The sequence below is a fragment of the Endozoicomonas ascidiicola genome, assembly GCF_001646945.1.
GTDB lineage: Bacteria > Pseudomonadota > Gammaproteobacteria > Pseudomonadales > Endozoicomonadaceae > Endozoicomonas > Endozoicomonas ascidiicola.
Genome location: NZ_LUTV01000008.1, coordinates 126,843 through 146,471, shown reverse-complemented (window position 1 = coordinate 146,471; position 19,629 = coordinate 126,843). Strand labels below are relative to the sequence as shown.

Genomic DNA, 19,629 nt, shown 5'->3' with positions numbered 1-19,629 from the left:
CCTGAATATCAGGAATATTCAGATTTCACTTGAATAGTCCCATTGTCGCTTGTTAAAGGATCGTCATCATACTGCAGCTTTTCATAAAGGGACGCTGTGCTTCCCGCCAGGATCGATCTGCGAATTGCTGGGTCGAGCTTTGGGACGCCTCTCTTATCCTGCTCCTCAAACAGATTTGCTAATCGCCGAACCCTGCCAAGTCTTTCTCTGAAAGCAATCAGCTCTTCGGGAACTTCCAATGGGTGGCTTTCCGGGGATATCTCTTGCCGCAGTAGCTCAGCACGTTGTACCAGCGCTTCGATTCTTGCAGTCATGCTTTCAATTGTGTTGATCGCCTTTGTATCTGCCTGAAGTTCAGAATCACTTGCATGCTGTTCTTTTTTCAAGTAATTGGTTTCAAGTCTAGTGATCCGCTGGCTGGCTTCGCTGACGAATTTCATTATCTCATCAGAACTCAGCTCTGGGTTATTTTCAATGTCTTTCAATTGGGTTGCTAATGGTATCAAATCCTCAAGGTAAGATTGCATATGTTGTCCTTTCTCACCCCCTTGGCTTGCGTATTGCATTTTTTGTCCGGACAGATCCGTTTCGAGTTCTATGTGGGTAGCTTTCTCTTGGCCGGATAAATTCTCTATTAGACCACGCATGCGCGTAAGAACATTAGAGATGTAAGGCATTGTAATTCGGTCTGGCTGGGGGCTTTTAGTAATAAACGACTGCAGTGAATCAAGTAGGGTATCCAGAGTGGTCAGTATCGGCGTCTTTGGCTGGGTACTATTTAACTCTTCTGCAATGGTGTCAAGGTACTCGGGAGCAGGCAGATCTCTCTCTTGTTGCTCCTGAAGATCTTTTACTGCCTGACATAATCGAATCTTATGAGCCTCTCTTTTTTGATGTGCAGATTCGTTGCCTGGGGTTAATGTAAGACTGTCTTGTGACCGAAGGCTCTGCAATTGCTGTCGAAGCTTGTCTATGTCATTTTGCATTTGTGCTGGTTCATGTCTATCGTCCAGCAACAGTGAGGAGCCTTGTGAGTTGGTACTTGATAGTTCATCTACATCGGTTGAACTCTCATAATGGAAAAGGGGTGTTGAGGGTTCTGGAAAGCCTGAGCTTGTTGAGCTTGTTATGGATAAACCTCCGAGGTTGAGCAGCGGTAAACACTCGTCTTCCAGGTCAGGACTATTCTGATTCTGGTGGATATTCCCAATAACTTGTTCAGTTAATTTTGATAATTCCCTCAGAGTCGTTCGCAGAGGCTGGAGATTATATTTTCCTTCCGAATGGTCAATAAGCTCCAGACATTTCTCAATCAGGGCATCACTATCACTGATAAAAGTTCCCTGCTGGAGAGGTTTGCTCGCGAGGTGAGTCAGTGTGAAATTGACGGAATCCCTCCAGTAGGGTTGTGGATGAAGGGGTGTTAATTTGTTATCTGTTTCCTTTGCAAAGGCGTGAATGCTTTGTTGGAGCGTGTCATCAAGGGGACTGTTGTACGCAGTGAGTTCATCTACTTCTTTCAGCTGTTGTTTTAGCTTGATAAAGCCACCTTTCAACGATTGAAGCTGCTCTTCAATAGTTGGTTGTTGCATAGGGTCAAGTTGCATAGGCTCAAGTTGCATAGGCTCAAGTTGCATAGGCTCAAGTTGCATAGGCTCAAGTTGCATAGGCTCAAGAGGTGGGACTTTCGCAGAGAGGATTGAACTTGTTGATGAATTCTCTACTTCCATAGCGGCTTGACCAGTGTTGATAAACGTAGAAGATGATGCTCCGGAGTGCAGCGTTTCCGTTTCTATTGAAAGGGTTTGTGAGGAGGTTTGGCAGCCCTTTTCGGTAAGTACATTTGAGATGTTCATTAATTCTATGGGAGCTTCCTCTTTCGCTCTTGACCGGGAGCGGCAAATGGACCAGCAGGCTGCAGCAGTGCCTATAACGCCAATACCGATTCCTACGGGAAGCAGCCACCAGGGAAAGGGGCAGGGGAGTGGAACAACTGGAACAATTTCGGGCTGGGTGGAGTTTGCGTCGGGCGTTGCCGTTGGGGGGAGGGCTGGTGAGATAGTGGGGCAGACCGACTGTTGTGGGCAATTTTGATTAAAAATTTCACCGTTCATGCTGGTATTACAAGTGGAAGGTTTATCCAGGATAAGCTTCGCCCAAGAGTTTGCAGGGTTGTCTGAAGTTGGTAGGTCAATTTTATGTACGTGGATTTTTTCAGTTCCGTTAGGAATGAAACCTGCTTCGGTATATTTTTCGGTGGTTGTATAAGATTTTACTATATATCTAACTGAACCAAGCGTTATACCACCATTAACTGGTTCAGGATTACCAGATATGGTGTTGTTATCGGAATAAATACCGGAAATATGAGGGGGAGGAAGATTTTTGAGCTGCCCTGCGGTTAATTGATTCTCACCGTCTTTGACGACAATGTCCACTTGAGCAACCCCTACTGAGGCGAGATTTGTCTCCGAGGCTCTTACCTCATTCACTGTAATGTTGCTGCCAATGATACGGTTACCTTCCAGACGTGGAGTCACCTCTTTGACAGGGTTGATTTCCATTCTGTTGATCAAAGCACTGCATGTCGATCCGTAATTACAGGTGACAGAGCTGTTCTGTATCGTGTTATTAGTCACAGTGCTATTGCCGGTAAGCTCATCGATCAGAAGCGACTCCCGGCAGTAAGGGGCGTAAGCATCAGGATTACACTCCAGATGACTATCTTCAATGGTGATATTAGAGACTTCTCCGCCGTCAACTCTGCCAAATACGGAGTGGTTGGTTTTGATTGTGTGACCATTGCCGTTAAATTTACCAGTGAAAGGGTTTGTCTTGTTACCAATAGGCGATACATCGCTGATATCAAGATCCTGAGTGAGCTTATAGCGACCGGCAAGAGTTTGAGTGCTAGTGACGATTTCTTTGAAATCTGAAGTGTTATTGATGAGCGTTACATTTGCTTGACTCGGTGTATGCTCGGAGCTGGAGACTGATGTAGTATTGTTTTGCAGGCTCGGTGTGGCAGCTGATGTTTGAGCACCGGTTGCCGGAGGATTACTTGCACTTGCTTGACTCGGTGTGGCAGCTGATGTTTGAGCACCGGTTGCCGGAGGATTACTTGCACTTGCTTGACTCGGTGTGGCAGCTGATGTTTGAGCACCGGTTGCCGGGATACTACTTATTAGTGTCATCAATGATGTAAAGCCTGCCATCTCAAGTGCGGTATTCGCAATACGGGCGGTTGGAAATACGGTCTCTATCATGCGCGTAGCCATTTCTTTTGGATTGAATTTGAAGCTAATGCCACTATTTTTATCTTCCGGGCTCAGGCCATAGCCTGGGTGCATGGAGCGGATGAATTCTTTTGCAATTTGGGTAACTTTCCACTTGTCTGATGACCCTATTGACTCTTTCTCTATCGAGCTTGAGGGGGGCTGCTTATTATCAACGTTAAAATTGGTAGTGTTTCTGAGATCAGGTTTAAGGGTCAGCATTGTGTTCTGATTTCCACATTAAGTTAAATAGTAAAAGAACAACAAAGCATCAGTTAAAAAACGTTAATGGGATATATTATTAAATAATAGAGCTTTTTTTTTTATGCTTTCAAAGAGCTTTCGTTACAGCATTCTTGATGAATGAATCCAGTGGCTCGTCAGTTAAGAAAAGGAGGCTGTGAAGAGATTATAAACGGCATTTGGTCAGCTACTTATAGCCATTGTTACGAATTTTACTTATCCTCCCGCTTTTTCTCAGGAGCCTGCCAGTGGATGCCCTTGACCTTAACCCGGACAAATATCGGCTTGCCAGAGCTCTGCGCCCCTTTTCTTATTCAGTTGCTTTGGTCACCTGTGGGCTTGGCGTCGTATTGGCGTATCAGCAGGGCTATGGTGATTGGTTAAGAGCACTGTTGGTGATGCTGGCCGGTGTTTTACTTCAGGCCGCCAGCAATCTGGCCAATGATCATGCCGATGTTGTGTTGTGGAAAAAACGATCCGGTGAGCTGGCCAGACAAGTGGTAAAACAGATTCACCGAAATTTTATTCTGGCAGGTGTTTGTGCATTTATTGCCTGTCTGATGGGCTTGTGGCTAGTCATAGAAGTTGGTTGGCCATTACTGTTGTTGGGCGTATTTGGTGTCGTAGGTGGATACTTTTATACCGGTGAACCTGTCGTCTATAAGCACCGTGGCTGGGGAGTGCCTGCCGTATTTTTGTTTACCGGTGTGTTGATGGTGAGTGGCGCTTTTTATGCAGTTGGTGGTGTCTGGAGTAATGAGGTACTGTGGATTTCAATTCCTGTCAGCCTATTGGCCTCTGCGCTGCTGTTATCCAATGAAATTCGGGATTATCTGGATGATCTTGGGCATAACATCCGCACATTGACCGTACGAACAGGCATCAAATTGAGCAAGAGGCTTTATGCAACGGTATTGCTGGCAGTGTTCCCATTCAGTGTGTTGTTGTTTTGGCTGGGCGAGTTGCATAACCCGCTTTACCTGATCATTCCACTGCCGTTTGTTTTTACGCCGTTAAAGTTGTTGGCGAACCATTCTGGCGATGCGGAAATGGTCAGGCTGCCACCATTAACAGGCCGGTTTTTTATGGTTTTTGGGGTTTGCTTTATTCTTGCTGTCGTATAAACCTAAACACATGAAAGAAAGCCCATGGGGGCTTTCTTGTTAATCACTATTTTTACTTTTTTTAGATCGAGGTTTTTTGCCAGAATTATTTCTCAGGTCATAGGTTTCTGGTTCAAACAAATCCTGAGGTTTTTCGGGCAAGTTAACGGATTTAACAGCGCCATTACCAATCAACTTCAGCTTGGTGAATCGGTCTTCTGTGGCTTTTACCAGAGTTTCGGAGTTCCTCATGATGGTGGGGCGGATAAATAACATCAGATTCTTTTTCTCGTCGCCATCCTGATCGTAACGGAAGAGGCGACCAATAATGGGAATACTGCCAAAGAAGGGGACTTTCTTGCGGCTCTTTGATTTGATGTCTTCGATCAATCCGCCAATGACTACCGTTTGACCATCGTCGACTAAAACCGCGGTTTTCAGGCTGCGGGTATTAAAGAGCAAATCATCACTGTCGGCGCCAAGCAGTTGTTTTGTGGTGCCCACATCCAGAGAAGACACTTCCTGTTCAAGTATCAATCTCAAGCTGTTTCCTTCATTGATGTGGGGTGTGATCTTCAGCTTCAGACCAACATCTTTACGCTCAGTGGTGGTGAACGGGTTGTTGCTGTTGCCGCTGGATGATGTTTGGTAAGAACCGGTTTTGATTGGAATGTTTTTGCCAATAACCAGCTCGGCTTCTTCGTTATCCAGTGTCAGCATACTGGGTGTAGACAGAATGTTATTGTTGGAGCGAGAGCTGAGGGCGCTGACGAGTACGCCAAAGTTGTCCGCCCTAATGGCCAGAGAGCCCAGAGCAATGGCAGCGTTGTCCAGTATATGTCCGGTTATTTTACTCTTGGTGTTCTCGTTGCTGACGCCACGAATCGTGTCAGTGCCATCAATGCCCCACTGAACTCCCAGTGCATCATTAATACCGCCTGAGACCTCGACAATAACGGCTTCTAATAAAACCTGTGCTCTTGGAACGTCCAGCTGACGGACGATTCTTTCCATTTCCTGAAGCGTGCCGGGGTCAGCAATCATCACCAGGGCATTTTGGGTTTCATCCGCTTTAACAAACGCATTGGATTTGGCTGCTCGGCTTTTATTGCCAGATTTTGTGGCTGAGGCGCCATTGCCGGGTAGTTGGGAAGTGGAACTTGATGATGCTGGATTGTATGACTCTGCAGCAGAGGATGTGCCGTTGTCCTGGCTGCTCTGAATAATGCTCGAAGCTTCTGAGAGTATCTCAGCAATGTTCTTGGCATCGGCAAAACTCAAAAACATAACTTTAGTGGTGGACTTGCGAATGCCCTCTTTATCCAGAGTGTCTGCCAGCTTTCTTACCCGGGAGCGTTTATTGGCATTGCCTTTGATAACCAGACGATTACTGCGCTCATCGGCAATCACTTGCAATCCGCTGGGGATTTGTCCTTTACCACCCACTAGGGTGTCCGAGATGATTTTAGCGACATCGCCAACCCAGGCATGTTTCAGCTGAACCACTTCGTAGTCATTGTTGCCTGCGTCATCCAGTTCCCGAACGAGTTTGGTGATTCGTTCAACGTTGTCTGCCTGATCACTGACGATAATTGCGTTACTGGAAGCAGAGGCTGCGGCATGCCCATACTGTGCGATCAATGGACGAATGATGGGGATTACTTCGACTGCGGAAACACTGTGTAACTCAATCACCCGGGTGGTCATCACGCCATCTGGTTTATCATTTCCACCGGTATTACTGGTCTTGGCTTGAGTGGTAGGCACAATACTGATGATTTTGCCGTCGCCTTTAGGAATGACTGCATAACCATTGGCGGATAAGACCTCCAGAAAGACATCATAAACCTCATCACGGCTGAGCGGTTTGGAGGAAATAACGGTGACGGTATTTCCTCCTTTGATGCGGGGGTCAATAACAATGGTTTCGCCGGTGATTCTGGCAACCTGACCAATAAATTCCCGGATATCGGCATTTTGCTGATTCAGCGTCCAAAGGCTTTCTTCTGATGCAGCGGGTGGCGCCTCTGCAGATGCGGTATTTACTATGGCGACAAGGCAGATAGTAACTATCTGAAAAATTCTGGTCGCTGAAATAATTAAACTGATTTTCATGTATTAACCGTTATTAGCTTACTTATTCTTGACCCGCTTCCTGAAGTCTTTCTCTGATTTCCTGCATTCGCTCTTCAAGAGACATGTCATCGGGGTAGTTTCGAATATCGTGTTGGCTTTCCTCTGGTACTGGTGTTTCATCAAGCGTTGGCCTGAATTCCTGTAAGGCTCTTGAGTCCCGGGTAGCTTCTGGGAAGTACAGTTTTTCCAGTTGATTACCCCGTTTAATAATCACATGGTCAGAATGAACTCTGTCTAAGGTAGCACCTCCAGGGAGAGTGTCGCCGGGAACATAGAGCTTATCTTGATTCGATGACTGAATAATCGCACTGTCATGCTCTATATTGTCTGGATTGGCAACGATCCCCCGGAGAGTCAGGTTCATTCGGGTGATGGGAATATTCTTTTCACTATTGGAATGGTTAGTTTGTTGATCACTGAATCCAAAGATAAGTTCAAAATCTTCAACGTTAATTTTGGCTTCTGATTCTGAAACTTTTGTTTTATTCATTGAGTCAGGATTCGGTTGGTTTTCGGTTAATTGCCAATAGAAGTGTAATACCTGTGCGCCAACACTAACGCCCATTGCCAGAAAAATGACCATAATAATCAGGTTTCGATGGCTTTTTTGGCTTCGCTTCATAAATGCGTTCAGAAACGAGGGTATGGCCGCTGCTTTCAAATAGGTCAATTGAATTGCTCTTTCTTTAATAAGAAGAAGTTATATAAATTAATAGACTATTATTTAAATTAATAGACTATTATTTAGTCTACATAAAAGCATAAGAGTTTTGTTTTTTAAAGAAATTGGCGTTTACCAGAAACGAATAATTCAAATCTAACACTTAGGGTAGGGGTAGTTAGAAAAATACCAGATAATCCGTTCATCCTGAGCCTGTCGAAGGATGGTAGCACCGCACTTCGACAAGCTCAGTGCGAACGGTGGTATGTTTTTCAATGCCACTTCCCTTAAAAAGATTGCAGATTTCAGGAGTATCGACCTTGTCCGTGCTGATTGAAGAGTCAGAAAGTGAACCCATGACGGATGCCGCCGTACTTTCAAAACTGCCTTTTAGCTTTGCCAAACGTTACGGCGTGGTTCTGGCAGAGCTGGAGAACGGAATTCCCACACTTTATTTCAGTCAGTCGCCAGCACCCGCGTTGCTGGCGGAAGTGAGCCGTTTTGTTGGATTTTTCCCCCGCTTTCAGCAAGTGAGCAGCGAAAAACTGTCAGAAGTGTTGGCTCAGTGTTATCACAACGACAGTTCCGAGGCACTTCAGGATGCGGCGGGTATTGGTGATCATCTGGATTTGACCAGCCTTGCTGATGCAGTACCGGTGACGGAAGATCTATTGGAGCAAAGTGATGATGCCCCGGTGATCCGCCTGATCAATGCTTTGCTCACTGAAGCCATTCGCGAAGGGGCGTCGGATGTGCATATCGAAACCTTTGAATCCAGCCTGGTGGTTCGAATTCGCATTGATGGCGTTTTGCGAGAAGTGTTGTCGCTTGAACGAACCATTGCGGCACTGTTGGTTTCTCGTATTAAAGTTATGGCAAAGTTGGATATTGCCGAGAAACGGGTGCCTCAGGATGGGCGAATTTCACTCCGTGTAGCCGGTAAAGATGTGGATGTGCGTGTGTCCACATTACCCTCAAGTAACGGTGAGCGAGTGGTGCTGCGTTTGCTGGATAAGGCAGCGGGGCGCCTGCAACTGAAACATCTGGGGATGACGGCGCAAAATCGCCAGCAAATCGAATCTTTATTGAGTAAACCCTACGGCATCATTTTGGTGACAGGCCCGACGGGTTCCGGAAAAACCACATCCCTTTACGCCAGCCTTACCCAGCTAAATGACGCCAGTCGAAATATTCTGACGGTGGAAGATCCCATCGAGTATCACCTTGAGGGTATTGGTCAGACTCAGGTGAACACCAAGGTTGATATGACCTTTGCTCGTGGGCTGCGGGCGATTCTGCGTCAGGATCCGGATGTAGTGATGGTGGGTGAAATCCGTGATCGGGAAACTGCAGAAATTGCGGTTCAGGCCAGTTTGACGGGGCATTTGGTGTTATCAACTCTTCACACCAACACGGCGGTGGGCGCTTTGACTCGATTGCAAGATATGGGAATTGAACCTTTTCTTATGTCGTCCAGTCTATTAGGGGTGGTTGCTCAGCGTTTGGTTCGAGTTCTCTGTCGGGATTGTAAAAAGCCTTATGCTCCCGATGATGCGGAGTGTCAGGAGTTGGGATTGCCCATTGATGAGGATGTCACGTTGTTTCATGCCAATGGTTGCAAGGCCTGTAATTTCAGTGGTTACCGGGGGCGTACGGGTATTTATGAGGTGGTGGTGGTTGATGAGCAGGTGCGCCGAATGATTCACAGCCTCAAGGGCGAGCAGGAAATTACCGATTATGTTCGCAAGCACAGCGCTGGTATCCGTGACGATGGTTGCAGGAAAGTAATTGAGGGCATCACCACGTTAGAAGAAGTGCTTCGAGTCACGCAGAAAGATTAGGCCGTCCATTATTGGACAGCCTCCGTTAAAGACCAGTATGGATCAACATCATGGCCGCCTTTGAATATGTCGCTCTGGATAAACAGGGCAAGCAGCGAAAGGGAACCCGCGAAGCCGATAGCGAGCGGCAGGTTCGGCAAATGCTGCGCGATGAAAGGTGGACGCCTCTATCAGTCAATGCGTTGGTGGATCGAAAACAAAAAGGCGAAGGGCGAAGCGGTTTCTTGTTTAACCGAGGCATTTCGGCCATTGAGCTGGCGACCATAACCCGGCAGTTGGCAACCTTGATTCAGGCAGCCATGCCCATAGAAGAAGCGTTGAATGGCGTGGCAGCGCAGCAGGAAAAGCGTCGAGTTAAAAACATTCTTCTGGCAGTGCGTTCCAAAGTTCTCGAGGGCTACACCCTGGCAAAAAGTCTGGAAGCGTTCCCTTCCGTATTTCCCCAAATGTATCGAGCTACCGTGGCAGCCGGAGAGCATGCCGGTTTTCTGGATCGCGTGCTTGAGCGGTTGGCAGATTATACCGAGGCAACCCTGCGCTCCGGGCAGAAGATTCAGCAAGCTCTGGTTTACCCAATCATTTTAATGATGGCCTGCGTGGGCATTGTGGGCTTTCTTCTGGGTTACGTTGTGCCAGATGTGGTGAAAGTGTTCACGGATTCCGGTCAGGAATTGCCTTTAATTACCGAACTATTGATTGCGGCCAGTGAAGGTTTTCAGACTTGGTGGCCGGTTATATTTGGCGGTATTGCGCTCACCATTATTGGTGTACGACGCTTGTTGCAAAATGAAGAGATTCGCCTTTCCTGGCACCAGATACTGCTTCGCTTTCCTTTTGTGGGTCGGTTTGTTCGCACGGCAAATGCTGCACGGTTTGCCAGTACGCTATCAATCCTGACCCGCAGTGGTGTGTCGTTGGTGGAAGCGTTGATGATTGCCGCGCAAGTTGTGAATAACAACGCCATTCAACAAGCCGTTCAAAACGCAGCCAGAAAAGTCAGTGAAGGCTCCAGTCTCAACCGTGCCATGACCGACACCGGTTACTTTCCGCCATTAATGTTGCACATGATTGCCAGTGGTGAATCCACCGGCGAGCTGGATCAAATGCTGGAACGCACCGCCAACCATCAACAGATGGAGCTGGAAGGTCGGATTACCATTATGCTGGGTTTGCTGGAGCCGTTGATGCTGGTGGTCATGGGCGGTGTGGTGATGATGATTGTATTGGCCATACTGTTGCCGATCTTAAATATGAATCAGTTATTGGCGTGAGCCTGTATTTTTCCATGGAGAATAGATCAATGTTCAACAGAATCCGACAACGCACAGCCGGTCAGGCGGGTTTTACGCTGATCGAAATCATGGTGGTCGTGGTGATCCTGGGTATTCTGGCGGCCATGGTGGCACCTAAAATCCTATCCCGTCCGGATCAGGCAAAAGTCACTGTTGCCCGTTCTGATATTGAAACGGTTGCTCAGGCGCTTGAGCTGTTCCGTTTGGATAATGGTTTTTACCCATCGATGGATCAAGGGCTTGAGGCTTTGATTGAAAAGCCATCATCGCCACCAGAAGCGCGCAACTGGAATCCGGAAGGCTATTTGAAAAAGGTGCCGGTAGACCCATGGGGCAATCCATACCTTTATCTTCAGCCTGGCAATCATGGCAAATACGATCTCTTTTCCCACGGTGCCAACGGGCGTGAAGGTGGCGAAGGGCTGGATGCCGATATTGGTAACTGGGATCTTTAAGAAAAGGAAAGGGCATTGTTGCGCCAGCGGACTTCGGGAAACGCTAAGGGTTTTACCTTAATAGAGATACTGGTGGTGATTGTCATCATCGGTGTGCTCTTGGGCATTACCTTGTTGAGCCCGATCACCCGGAGTTTTCACAGCGTGATGCAGAACGAAGCTTCCCGGTTGGAATCACTGTTTTCTCAGGCCAGAGATCGGGCCATGCTGGATAACCTCCATTATGGTTTTTCGGTCATTGATGATTCTGGATATGTCTGGTGGGTGTTACCGGCAGAGAGTTTAACGTGGCAGCGGTTGGAGGAATCACCTTTTAAACCTTATGTCATGCCAGAGACTATGAGTTTGCGTCTTGAATCCCCGGAATCGTCAAATCTCCTTGAGTCGGAAGATGACAAACCATCCATTGTCTTTTACCGGGATTTTCAGACAACGCCCTTTCTATTAAGAATAATCCCAACGGATCGTAAACAGACACCGATTTCCCTGAGTACGGACGGTTTATCGGATTTACAGAGAGTCAGGGAATGATCCAGCACCACAAAACGTCGCTCTCAGGCTTTACCTTGCTGGAGGTTATGGTGGCGCTGGCCGTATTCGCGCTGGCAGCTTCGTTGTTGATTCTTACGGATGGCAACAGCATTCGCCAAACCCGTTATCAACAGGAAAAGATACTGGCATCTCAGGTGGCGGATCATTACCTCACGGTGCTTCAGGCGGAAGGTCGTTGGAGTGGCCCTGCGGTCAGCCCAAGGGTTGAAGAATATGCAGGCTACTCGTGGTATGTGAAAGAAAGTTCTGAAAACACAGATTCACCGGATTTGCGCAAGGTTCAAGTGGAAGTGCACGCCGGGGCATCGGCGCCAGAAAAAGGCGCTGCGCCATTGGTGAGGCTGTCTACCTGGTTGAGGAAGCCGAAATGAAGGCGTCCTCCCAAGGTTTTACGTTATTAGAACTCATGGTCGCCATTGCCATTTTTGGCATCATCAGCACCGCAGCTTACAAACTATTTATTTCCGTGACGGGCGCCCGGGAAGTCACCCAGTCGGTATTAAGTGAACTGGATAAAGTGCAAAGAGCCGAAGTGATTCTGGAAAAGGATCTTATGCAGATCGTGGGCAGGCCTGTGAGAGATAACGCTGGAATCATCCAGCCTGCACTGAAATCACCCGCTGTTAACGGCGCCCTGATTGAATTCACCCGAATGGGTTGGGATAACCCTCTGCAACTGACTCGAAGCACCCTGCAGCGGGTTGCCTATTCTGTAGAAGGCTCTGAGTTGATTCGTTACTACTGGTCGATGTTGGATCGAGCGCCGGATGCATCTCCCATTCGGCAAAAGGTACTCGCAGATGTCAAAAGTGCCCGGTTCCGGTTTCTCGATAGTAATAAACGCTGGGTGAACCAATGGCCCTCAAATGTGCAATTGCCTGGCGCACCTTCATCCGATGGATTATCGCAAATCCCTGCTGCCATTGAGTTAACCATTATCCATGAACAAAAAGGCTCGATGATTACTCTGGTACCTCTTAGTACTTATAAGCCAGAGGTAGTCAATCCAGAGCAGGGAGGGGCTGAGCCCGCTTTTAATGGTTCACAATCGTCACCGGCGAACCCCACACAATTACCGCCGGGAGGGCTCAATGGTTACTGAGCTTGCCCAAAAAACCGTTCGGCATACTTCGCGCTATCATTTGAACAATAAACAGTCTGGCATTGCTCTGATTTATGTTTTGCTGATCTTCCTGCTGATTACCGCCGTCGCCTCAGAGATTGTCACAAACCTCTGGCTGCACACGGAAAAAAATACCCATTACCTGGAAAGAGTGCAGGCCAAACATTACGCCATGGGTGCGGAGCAACTCGTAGCCATGTTACTCGAGCAAGATTTTCAGCAGGATAAACAAAATGAGCGGATGGCAGACTCTTTTAATGAAGACTGGAATGTTCGCACCGTGGATTACGATGTGGAGCAGGGAAAGATAGAGCTTCAGGTAATCGACGAGCAGGGGCTATTTAATCTGAACGCATTGGCGCAGCCACCGGGTCAGGAAGAAAAACCCCGTGAACAAAGTGGACCGGATTACCTCGCTATGTTTGAAAATCTGTTACAGAGTCAGTCAATGGATCCGGCACTGGCAAAAAAGGTTCGTCAATGGGTGAGCCAGTCACAGCAAAAAGGTGTGTCAGAATCCGCTGCTGATGCCGTTTACCTTTCACTGGCCCCACCCCGGCGTGTGGCGCAGATGCCTATGGTGTCAGTGACGGAATTATTATTGGTGGATGGTTTTTCACAGCCGGATGTTGAAAAGTTGCTGTCTTATATTACGGTTATACCGGTTACTGCCAAAATGAATATCAATACCGCCCCTTCGGAGGTCATACGGTCGATAAATAATAATATCACCGAAGGGGATGTTTTATTGATTAACCAAAGCCGGGAGTACACAGGCTTGGCCACCATGGACGAGTTGAATCGGCAGGTGGCGCTGGCAGGCAAAGCCGGGATGTTTCCTGAAAATGTGGTTGGGTTTTCCAGCCAGTATTTCAGTGCACAAATTAAAGCAACCTATCGGGACAGCACATTTTATTTAAAGACTCTGTTGTATAGAAACAACGAAGGGCATGTGCAGGTCATAGGCAGAGAAGTTGGCCCCAGCCATTACTGGGACTGGGATAATACCAGCGATGAGCCTTAAATAATGAAAACAAATCTACTGATTCGCATTCCGTCGGTCACGGGTTCTCTGGACTCGCACAAGGTTGTGCAATGGGGTTTTTACACTCAAACGGGTGAACGATGTGGTGATCTTCATCTGGGCACTATTGAGCAGTTAGGCGCTGCACTGCAAGCAGTGAAGCAAAAGGATGACGATGCTCATTCTCATTATGAAGAGAGTGTTCTACTCATTGGCGGGCTGTTATGTTTCTATCGGGAGCTGGGTATTAATGCCGGCCAGAAAAAACATTTACACGCAGCGTTGCCCTATCTGGTTGAAGAGCATCTGGCTCAGGATATCGATGGAATGCACATCGTCAGTGGCCAGCCCGATAAAAATCTCAACGTGGCTGTCGCTGCGATAACTCATGAAATAATTCAAAACCTGCTGGCGTTGTTTGAACGTTGTGGAATATCACCGTCGTATATTCTGCCGGAATTGCAATTCTTGAAATCGGAGGATGAAAAAACCACTCTGTTTTTAGATAACGATGGTTGGTCTCTATCCAGATCCTGTCACGATGAACATGAACGTGAAATCGTAGCTTTGAATTATGATGCTTTGCCGTTTGTATTTAATGACGAACAGGCATTGGGACTAGACAGCTCGGTTCAAGAGCGTGGGACAGAATCCCAGGGTGATGATCCTGAATGCGTAAGGCTACGGTTTTCCGATAAAGAGTGGATGCTTGAGCCATCTCGGCTAGAAGAAGTGAGTACATTCCTTACACGACGTGGCTTTCAGGTTGAGCAGCGCCCCTTTCAGCACTCGTTACTGGATTATCTGGCAGATCAGTTTTTCTCGTTCAGGCAGTCGAATCGACTGGTGAATTTTCGTCAGGGCAGCTATCGCTGTTCTAAAAAAACCAACCGGTTCTTGCGACGCTGGTGGCCGGTAGCGGCTTTAGCAGGAATGTGGCTGTTGGTTGAGCTGGGGTTTACTGCTGCAGAAGGGATAGTTTATCAGCAACAGCAGGCGGCGCTCTGGAACGAATCCGTAAACAGTTATCTGACGGTATTTGCCAATGATCGCCAGGCGCAGCAAGCGCTAAAAAGGCAGCAACTGTCTTTTAATGTAAAAAGACTAGTGGAAAACAGACTAAAAAATCTTGATACACCGTCGGAGCTTTCACCGTTTTTACCCATGCTACAAAGTGTTTCCACCGCTATGGAGAAAATGGGAGCAGAGGTTGGACTGCAGCCAGATGTATTGGATTTCAATCAACAGTCCGGCGTTTTGAAACTGGAGGTGACTGCGGATCAACAGGAAACGATTCATCGCTTTATTGGTCATATTAATGCCATGGGGCTGAACAGTCAGATCACTCGTTCAACTCCAGAGAAAGAAGGCATCATCGCCCATATCTCCATCAGGGAGACTGCTCAAAAATGACGATACAAAATCTCAGCCAGCGCATTCGAAACAGTGCCTTATGGCAGCAGACTCAACATCGCTATGAACAATGCGCTCCCCGGGAAAAACAATCCCTGCAAGTGCTCTGCATAGGTGTGCTGGTTGGCTTGATCTATTTTTTGATCTGGCAGCCAACCACCGAGTGGGCGCAACAGCAGGAAAGTGATTATCTGTACCAGAAAGAAACCAGCCTCTGGCTTAACGATCATCTGAACAAAGCCAAAAAACTACAGACGCTTGCCCCCAAAGGGGATATTACGCAAGTCGTTAACCGGTTGGCGCAACAAACGGGCATAACGTTGGCAAAAGTGAGGCCGGATCGTCAGGGACTGGCGGTATGGGTGGAAGATGCAGCCTATCAAAAATTGCTTAAATGGTTGGTGCTCTTGCAGAATCAGCATCATATCTCGGTACAACAGATTCGCATCGACAGCCTGCCCGAAGATGGTCGAGTAAAGAGCTACCTCCTTCTGAGTCAGTGAAAATAGTTGCCCAAAATTTATGAAAGGGGATTGACAGTTTTTCCTGATTCGATATGATAGCCGCCATCAACTCAGGGTGATTAGCTCAGCTGGGAGAGCGTCTGCTTTACACGCAGAATGTCGGCGGTTCGATCCCGTCATCACCCACCACTTTCCTGTAGGCAAATGCCTCATGAAAATAGCGGACCGGTAGTTCAGTTGGTTAGAATGCCGGCCTGTCACGCCGGAGGTCGCGGGTTCGAGTCCCGTCCGGTCCGCCATACATTGAAACCCTTACGATACCTGTCGTAAGGGTTTTGTCGTTTATAGGCCCTTTAAACAAAGGGTTAAACGCATTTCGCTGGAGGATTCGCCCTCCCCTCAAACAAGCTATTTTTCACTGTTTTTTTGCCGTTTTCTCTCTTCTCTCTGAAAAAGTGGAGGACTTTGCCTTGCGAGACCTCCAGCGTTTTTCTGTATTAAAATCAGTTTGTTACATTAAAGGTCGCGATGGAGGTTTCAGCGCGTAAGTATGGTAGGGGCTCGGAACTGTATACGAAACTTATGCTGAAAAATATGTATAAGGAAGTTAGTCAGGAATAGTAGTGGTTCTGTATTTCAAACTGAAAGATCCCAATGAAAAAGTCCAAACTGGGAAAACACTGACTACCAAATTCTTTGTAGCTGATATCTTTGAAAAGCATATGTTCTTTTTGTGGAGTTCAAGGGCTAATTGGTCAATGTATTGGTTACTTGAATTTCCCATTTTACAGCCAATCAGCTTAAGGTGTTGAACGCTTCTTAATCCACCAGAAAATAGAATATCAGCTAAGGTTTGGGGTGAATAAAAAGAAACATATTGACTTACTTCATTATTCAGAACTTCTTCATCATCAGCGTTTAATTGTTCAGGAACTGATAGTTTCGCCATCGCTTCTTTATACTCCTTGTGGTTTGCTCCATGTCCAATAATCGTAAGAGTTGTCACACTTTTTGAGAGAAATGAGTCAGGCTTAAAGTCAGTAATAAAATCAACCTTTCTGTTTTTAAACGGTATTGCTCGACTTGTCAGTCCGGCAATATAGACGCGTCCAAGCGATATTTTTTCTAATAGACCAAGGAACTTATTACCATTGATGTGTTTAGGAGACCGATAGAACAGGGAGTTATCGGGGCGGTTCATAATCAATGTCGAATTGCATGTGTTAGCTGAGCTTATTTCACTCGGTTTTTTATTTTTATAAGCCCTGCTTGGTTTCCAGCCCTGCTGGCTGTTGTTGTTCGAGAAGTTACTGATTGCTAACATAAATATAGTTGAACTATGGTTTTTATATGTTATCTGACTGCTTTTTAATTCAATAGTTCATCAAATATTTTTTTTATTCATTTAAAATATATTTAATTATCATTAAATGGCACTCAAGATGTTCGCAATCTCAATAGGCTTATTGCTGGCCAGTGGATTGAGTAGGTGCTGTCAGAGCAAATTTTGCGAAGTGATTTCTTTGCTCAGCCCAGAGCATCGGGAATGGCTTCAGGCAGTCTTTGAGGGTGAGTACCCACGCTCCGGTGTTGCACAGAATGGCTTCCTGAATATCCGGAGCCAGACAGGTCAGACGGATGAACTTCGAGATTCTGGCTTTGTCGGTTTTCTCCTTCTCTGCCAGCTCGCGGACACTTTTAAACTTCTCGTTTTCCAGCAATTTGATCCAGCGATGCCCTTGAATAAGCGCTTTGTGCAGGGCTTCCATCTCCTCGTATCCAATAACATCATCCGGTGTCTTGATGGTGCTCTTTCCACCCCGTCGTATGATTTTGATGGAGATGGTCACTTTGATCAGGTTTTCCTCTTCCAGAAATTCAACGGTTTCTACACCCGCTTTTTTAACAATAGCCATGGGGCTCTCCTTGCGTTTATGGTTGTAGTTCGATGGCGACGGCATTCATGCCATCGGGTCTGAAGTAAACAGTGACTTGCTCTGTGGCCAGCTCGATGCGTTTGATTAGCAATTCTGTCAGTCGTCGTTTTTCCGGGGCAAACAACTCATCCCACACCGAAGCCAGATCACCCAGAGCGGCTCGAATAGAACTTTCATTGAGATTGCCATCCTGTTCACTGGCCTGCTGCCACACCTTGAACAGCAACTCTGGGCTGATTAGCCGTTTCCGTATTTCCTCGAGCACCATAAGTTCCAACGTGCGGGCTGACAGGGGCGGCAGTGGGCTGTTTTTTGCTCCCTGTTTCTGACTGGTGCCGGTCACGTAATAACGGAACAGCTGACCGTTTTTGCGGGTACTGCTGGTGGTCATTGCCAGGCCATCCGGGCCAACCAAGATACCTTTTAGGAAAGAGGGATTATTGCGCTGTTTGGATGACTTGGAGCGCAGCTGGGCATGGATGTCGAAGGTGCCGTGGGCTTTTGCCCAAAGGTCCATGGAAATGATTGGTTTATGCTCTCCAGGATACCATTCACCCTTGTTGCCAATCTCACCGATGTAGATGCGGTTGCGCAGAATTCGGTGAACCGTGTTTTTGGCAAAAGGGCTGTCACCTCTGACCGTTCCGTCGTGTAATGGGATCGCTTTGGATCGATGGCCTTTCTTATTGATGATTTCACAGGTCTGAATGATTGAGCGGGTTTTAACAAAGGTTTTGAAGATCAGGTTAACCACCTCTGCTTCTGAATCATTCACGGTGAGCTTGCGTTCATTTACGTCATAGCCCAGCGGTGGGTTACCACCCATCCACATGCCTTTCTTTTTCGACAGCAGAAACTTGTCCCTGATTCGCTCGCTGGTGACTTCCCGTTCAAACTGGGCAAAGGAAAGCAATATATTGAGAGTCAGTCTTCCCATACTGCTGGTGGTGTTGAATTGCTGGGTGACCGAAACAAACGACACATTATGTTTGTCGAATAAATCCACCAGCTGAGCAAAATCAGCCAGGGAGCGGCTGAGTCGGTCCACTTTGTAAACCACAACGATATCCACCATGCCTGATTGTACATCCCTCAACAGACGTTGCAGGGCTGGTCGCTCAACATTCCCACCGGAAAAACCACCATCATCGTAGTCATCTGGAATCATTACCCACCCTTCATGTTTCTGGGAGTGAATGTATGCTTCTCCTGCATCCCTCTGGGCATGGAGAGAGTTAAATTCCTGTTCCAGCCCTTCTTCTGTCGATTTGCGCGTGTAGATTGCACACCGTTTCTTAACCAACGTTTCCTTAGGCTTGGCCATGCTCACCTCCTTTTGATTTGGATTTCAGCCCAAAGAACAATGGGCCGGACCAGCTGCTTCCTGTAATCATGGTGGCGATGCGGGTCAGGCTTTTATACATTTCTCCACGGTATTCAAAGCCCTGTGGAGTGACGATCACCTCATGGGTCTCGCCGTTGTACTCCTTGCTGATCACTGTGCCAGGTGGTGGTTTCACCAGTCGGCTATTTTGTGCTTTTGGTTTGTGCTCACTTTTCTTGCCAGCCAGTTTCAATCGCTCTGCACTTTTCTCACTAAGCCCACCTAAAGCCAGCTCCTGCAATCGTGCCGATAATCGCTGTCGCAGGATTCTCAAGTCCAGATCAGGAGCCTCCTTCTCATTCAGCTCCTTCCAGAGCTTTCGCAACTCATCCGTCTTCATGGATTGTAATGCCACCACCCTGGCGGCAAGGGTTGTATCATCGTTCATAAGCTACCTCAGTCGTTTTCTCTGTTTTTGTTAAGAGTGTTCACAGTCATGCATGAGGTAGCGGAGTTATCCAGTCGGTCAGGGTCTTTATTTTGGGCTGAAGGCTCCTGGCTTCTCTGTTTCTTGCGGAGGATGGCGGTCGCAATAAGAGCTGCAATTTCATCCCGGGGTCTGAGGTCTGGTTCTGTTATTGATAGAAGTTCTTCCATGGGTTTGCTTCCAGGTTGTCGCTTACATTTATTTTGGCGAACTCTTATGGCTTTTGACCATGGCGTATTTGCGGCGAATGGAGGGGCTTTGTCGTATAATTGGTGGTGAATGCAGTGTTTGACAGAGAA

The 19,629-nt window shown here is 47.2% G+C and carries 18 protein-coding genes and 2 tRNA genes; 12 read left to right on the top strand and 8 right to left on the bottom strand.

The annotated features are described in order from the left end of the window. Positions 1-8: 8 nt before the first annotated feature. Positions 9-3,497, bottom strand: coding sequence for a hypothetical protein (locus AKL11_RS21145; protein WP_067521693.1), 3,489 nt, complete (start codon positions 3,495-3,497; stop codon positions 9-11). A gap of 269 nt (positions 3,498-3,766) precedes the next feature. Between AKL11_RS21145 and AKL11_RS21140 the strand changes: the two genes are divergently transcribed. Further along, positions 3,767-4,642, top strand: a complete 876-nt coding sequence (locus tag AKL11_RS21140) for a prenyltransferase (RefSeq protein WP_157673700.1) — start codon at positions 3,767-3,769, stop codon at positions 4,640-4,642. 39 nt (positions 4,643-4,681) lie between these two features. On the opposite strand, the gene gspD is transcribed toward AKL11_RS21140, so the two are convergent. Both gspD and AKL11_RS21130 read right to left on the bottom strand, forming a co-directional pair. Beyond that, a complete protein-coding gene (gene gspD, locus AKL11_RS21135; protein WP_067521691.1) occupies positions 4,682-6,736 on the bottom strand; it encodes a type II secretion system secretin GspD in 2,055 nt (684 codons plus the stop codon). A 22-nt stretch (positions 6,737-6,758) separates the two neighbouring features. Continuing rightward, positions 6,759-7,379: a type II secretion system protein N gene (locus AKL11_RS21130; protein ID WP_157673699.1), complete on the bottom strand. Its 621-nt coding sequence runs from the start codon at positions 7,377-7,379 to the stop codon at positions 6,759-6,761. Positions 7,380-7,774: 395 nt separating this feature from the next. Between AKL11_RS21130 and gspE the strand changes: the two genes are divergently transcribed. From gspE to AKL11_RS21075, 11 genes are all read left to right on the top strand, one after another. Beyond that, positions 7,775-9,259: a type II secretion system ATPase GspE gene (gspE, locus tag AKL11_RS21125; protein WP_067521858.1), complete on the top strand. Its 1,485-nt coding sequence runs from the start codon at positions 7,775-7,777 to the stop codon at positions 9,257-9,259. A gap of 50 nt (positions 9,260-9,309) precedes the next feature. Next, a complete protein-coding gene (gspF, locus tag AKL11_RS21120; protein WP_067521687.1) occupies positions 9,310-10,530 on the top strand; it encodes a type II secretion system inner membrane protein GspF in 1,221 nt (406 codons plus the stop codon). A gap of 29 nt (positions 10,531-10,559) precedes the next feature. Next, entirely contained in the window at positions 10,560-11,006 is a 447-nt protein-coding gene (gene gspG, locus AKL11_RS21115) for a type II secretion system major pseudopilin GspG (protein WP_067521686.1), read from the top strand. An 18-nt stretch (positions 11,007-11,024) separates the two neighbouring features. Then, positions 11,025-11,537 carry a prepilin-type N-terminal cleavage/methylation domain-containing protein gene (locus AKL11_RS21110; RefSeq protein WP_172807352.1) on the top strand — a complete coding sequence of 171 codons (513 nt, stop codon included), beginning with the start codon at positions 11,025-11,027 and terminating at the stop codon, positions 11,535-11,537. Further along, positions 11,534-11,929 carry a type II secretion system minor pseudopilin GspI gene (gene gspI, locus AKL11_RS21105; RefSeq protein WP_067521684.1) on the top strand — a complete coding sequence of 132 codons (396 nt, stop codon included), beginning with the start codon at positions 11,534-11,536 and terminating at the stop codon, positions 11,927-11,929. Before AKL11_RS21110 ends, gspI begins: the two co-directional genes overlap by 4 nt. Beyond that, on the top strand, positions 11,926-12,660 hold the full coding sequence (gspJ, locus tag AKL11_RS21100; protein ID WP_067521682.1) for a type II secretion system minor pseudopilin GspJ: 735 nt from the start codon (positions 11,926-11,928) through the stop codon (positions 12,658-12,660). Before gspI ends, gspJ begins: the two co-directional genes overlap by 4 nt. Then, positions 12,650-13,705: a type II secretion system minor pseudopilin GspK gene (gene gspK, locus AKL11_RS21095; RefSeq protein ID WP_067521680.1), complete on the top strand. Its 1,056-nt coding sequence runs from the start codon at positions 12,650-12,652 to the stop codon at positions 13,703-13,705. Before gspJ ends, gspK begins: the two co-directional genes overlap by 11 nt. A gap of 3 nt (positions 13,706-13,708) precedes the next feature. Continuing rightward, positions 13,709-15,118, top strand: coding sequence for a type II secretion system protein GspL (gene gspL, locus AKL11_RS21090; RefSeq protein ID WP_067521679.1), 1,410 nt, complete (start codon positions 13,709-13,711; stop codon positions 15,116-15,118). Next, positions 15,115-15,621, top strand: coding sequence for a type II secretion system protein M (locus tag AKL11_RS21085; RefSeq protein WP_067521678.1), 507 nt, complete (start codon positions 15,115-15,117; stop codon positions 15,619-15,621). The genes gspL and AKL11_RS21085 overlap by 4 nt, the downstream gene beginning before the upstream one ends. Before the next feature lie 74 nt (positions 15,622-15,695). After that, positions 15,696-15,771 (top strand) — tRNA-Val (locus AKL11_RS21080). A gap of 33 nt (positions 15,772-15,804) precedes the next feature. After that, positions 15,805-15,881: transfer RNA gene (locus tag AKL11_RS21075), tRNA-Asp, on the top strand. A 308-nt stretch (positions 15,882-16,189) separates the two neighbouring features. On the opposite strand, the gene AKL11_RS21070 is transcribed toward AKL11_RS21075, so the two are convergent. From AKL11_RS21070 to AKL11_RS25790, 5 genes are all read right to left on the bottom strand, one after another. Continuing rightward, positions 16,190-16,906: a hypothetical protein gene (locus tag AKL11_RS21070; protein ID WP_067521677.1), complete on the bottom strand. Its 717-nt coding sequence runs from the start codon at positions 16,904-16,906 to the stop codon at positions 16,190-16,192. A gap of 139 nt (positions 16,907-17,045) precedes the next feature. Beyond that, entirely contained in the window at positions 17,046-17,498 is a 453-nt protein-coding gene (locus AKL11_RS21065; protein ID WP_067521675.1) for a hypothetical protein, read from the bottom strand. A gap of 16 nt (positions 17,499-17,514) precedes the next feature. Next, positions 17,515-18,843, bottom strand: coding sequence for a recombinase family protein (locus tag AKL11_RS21060; RefSeq protein WP_067521673.1), 1,329 nt, complete (start codon positions 18,841-18,843; stop codon positions 17,515-17,517). Beyond that, positions 18,830-19,291 carry a DUF2924 domain-containing protein gene (locus AKL11_RS21055; protein WP_067521670.1) on the bottom strand — a complete coding sequence of 154 codons (462 nt, stop codon included), beginning with the start codon at positions 19,289-19,291 and terminating at the stop codon, positions 18,830-18,832. The genes AKL11_RS21060 and AKL11_RS21055 overlap by 14 nt, the downstream gene beginning before the upstream one ends. A gap of 8 nt (positions 19,292-19,299) precedes the next feature. Continuing rightward, positions 19,300-19,500: a hypothetical protein gene (locus AKL11_RS25790; RefSeq protein WP_067521667.1), complete on the bottom strand. Its 201-nt coding sequence runs from the start codon at positions 19,498-19,500 to the stop codon at positions 19,300-19,302. Between the last annotated feature and the right edge of the window lie 129 nt (positions 19,501-19,629).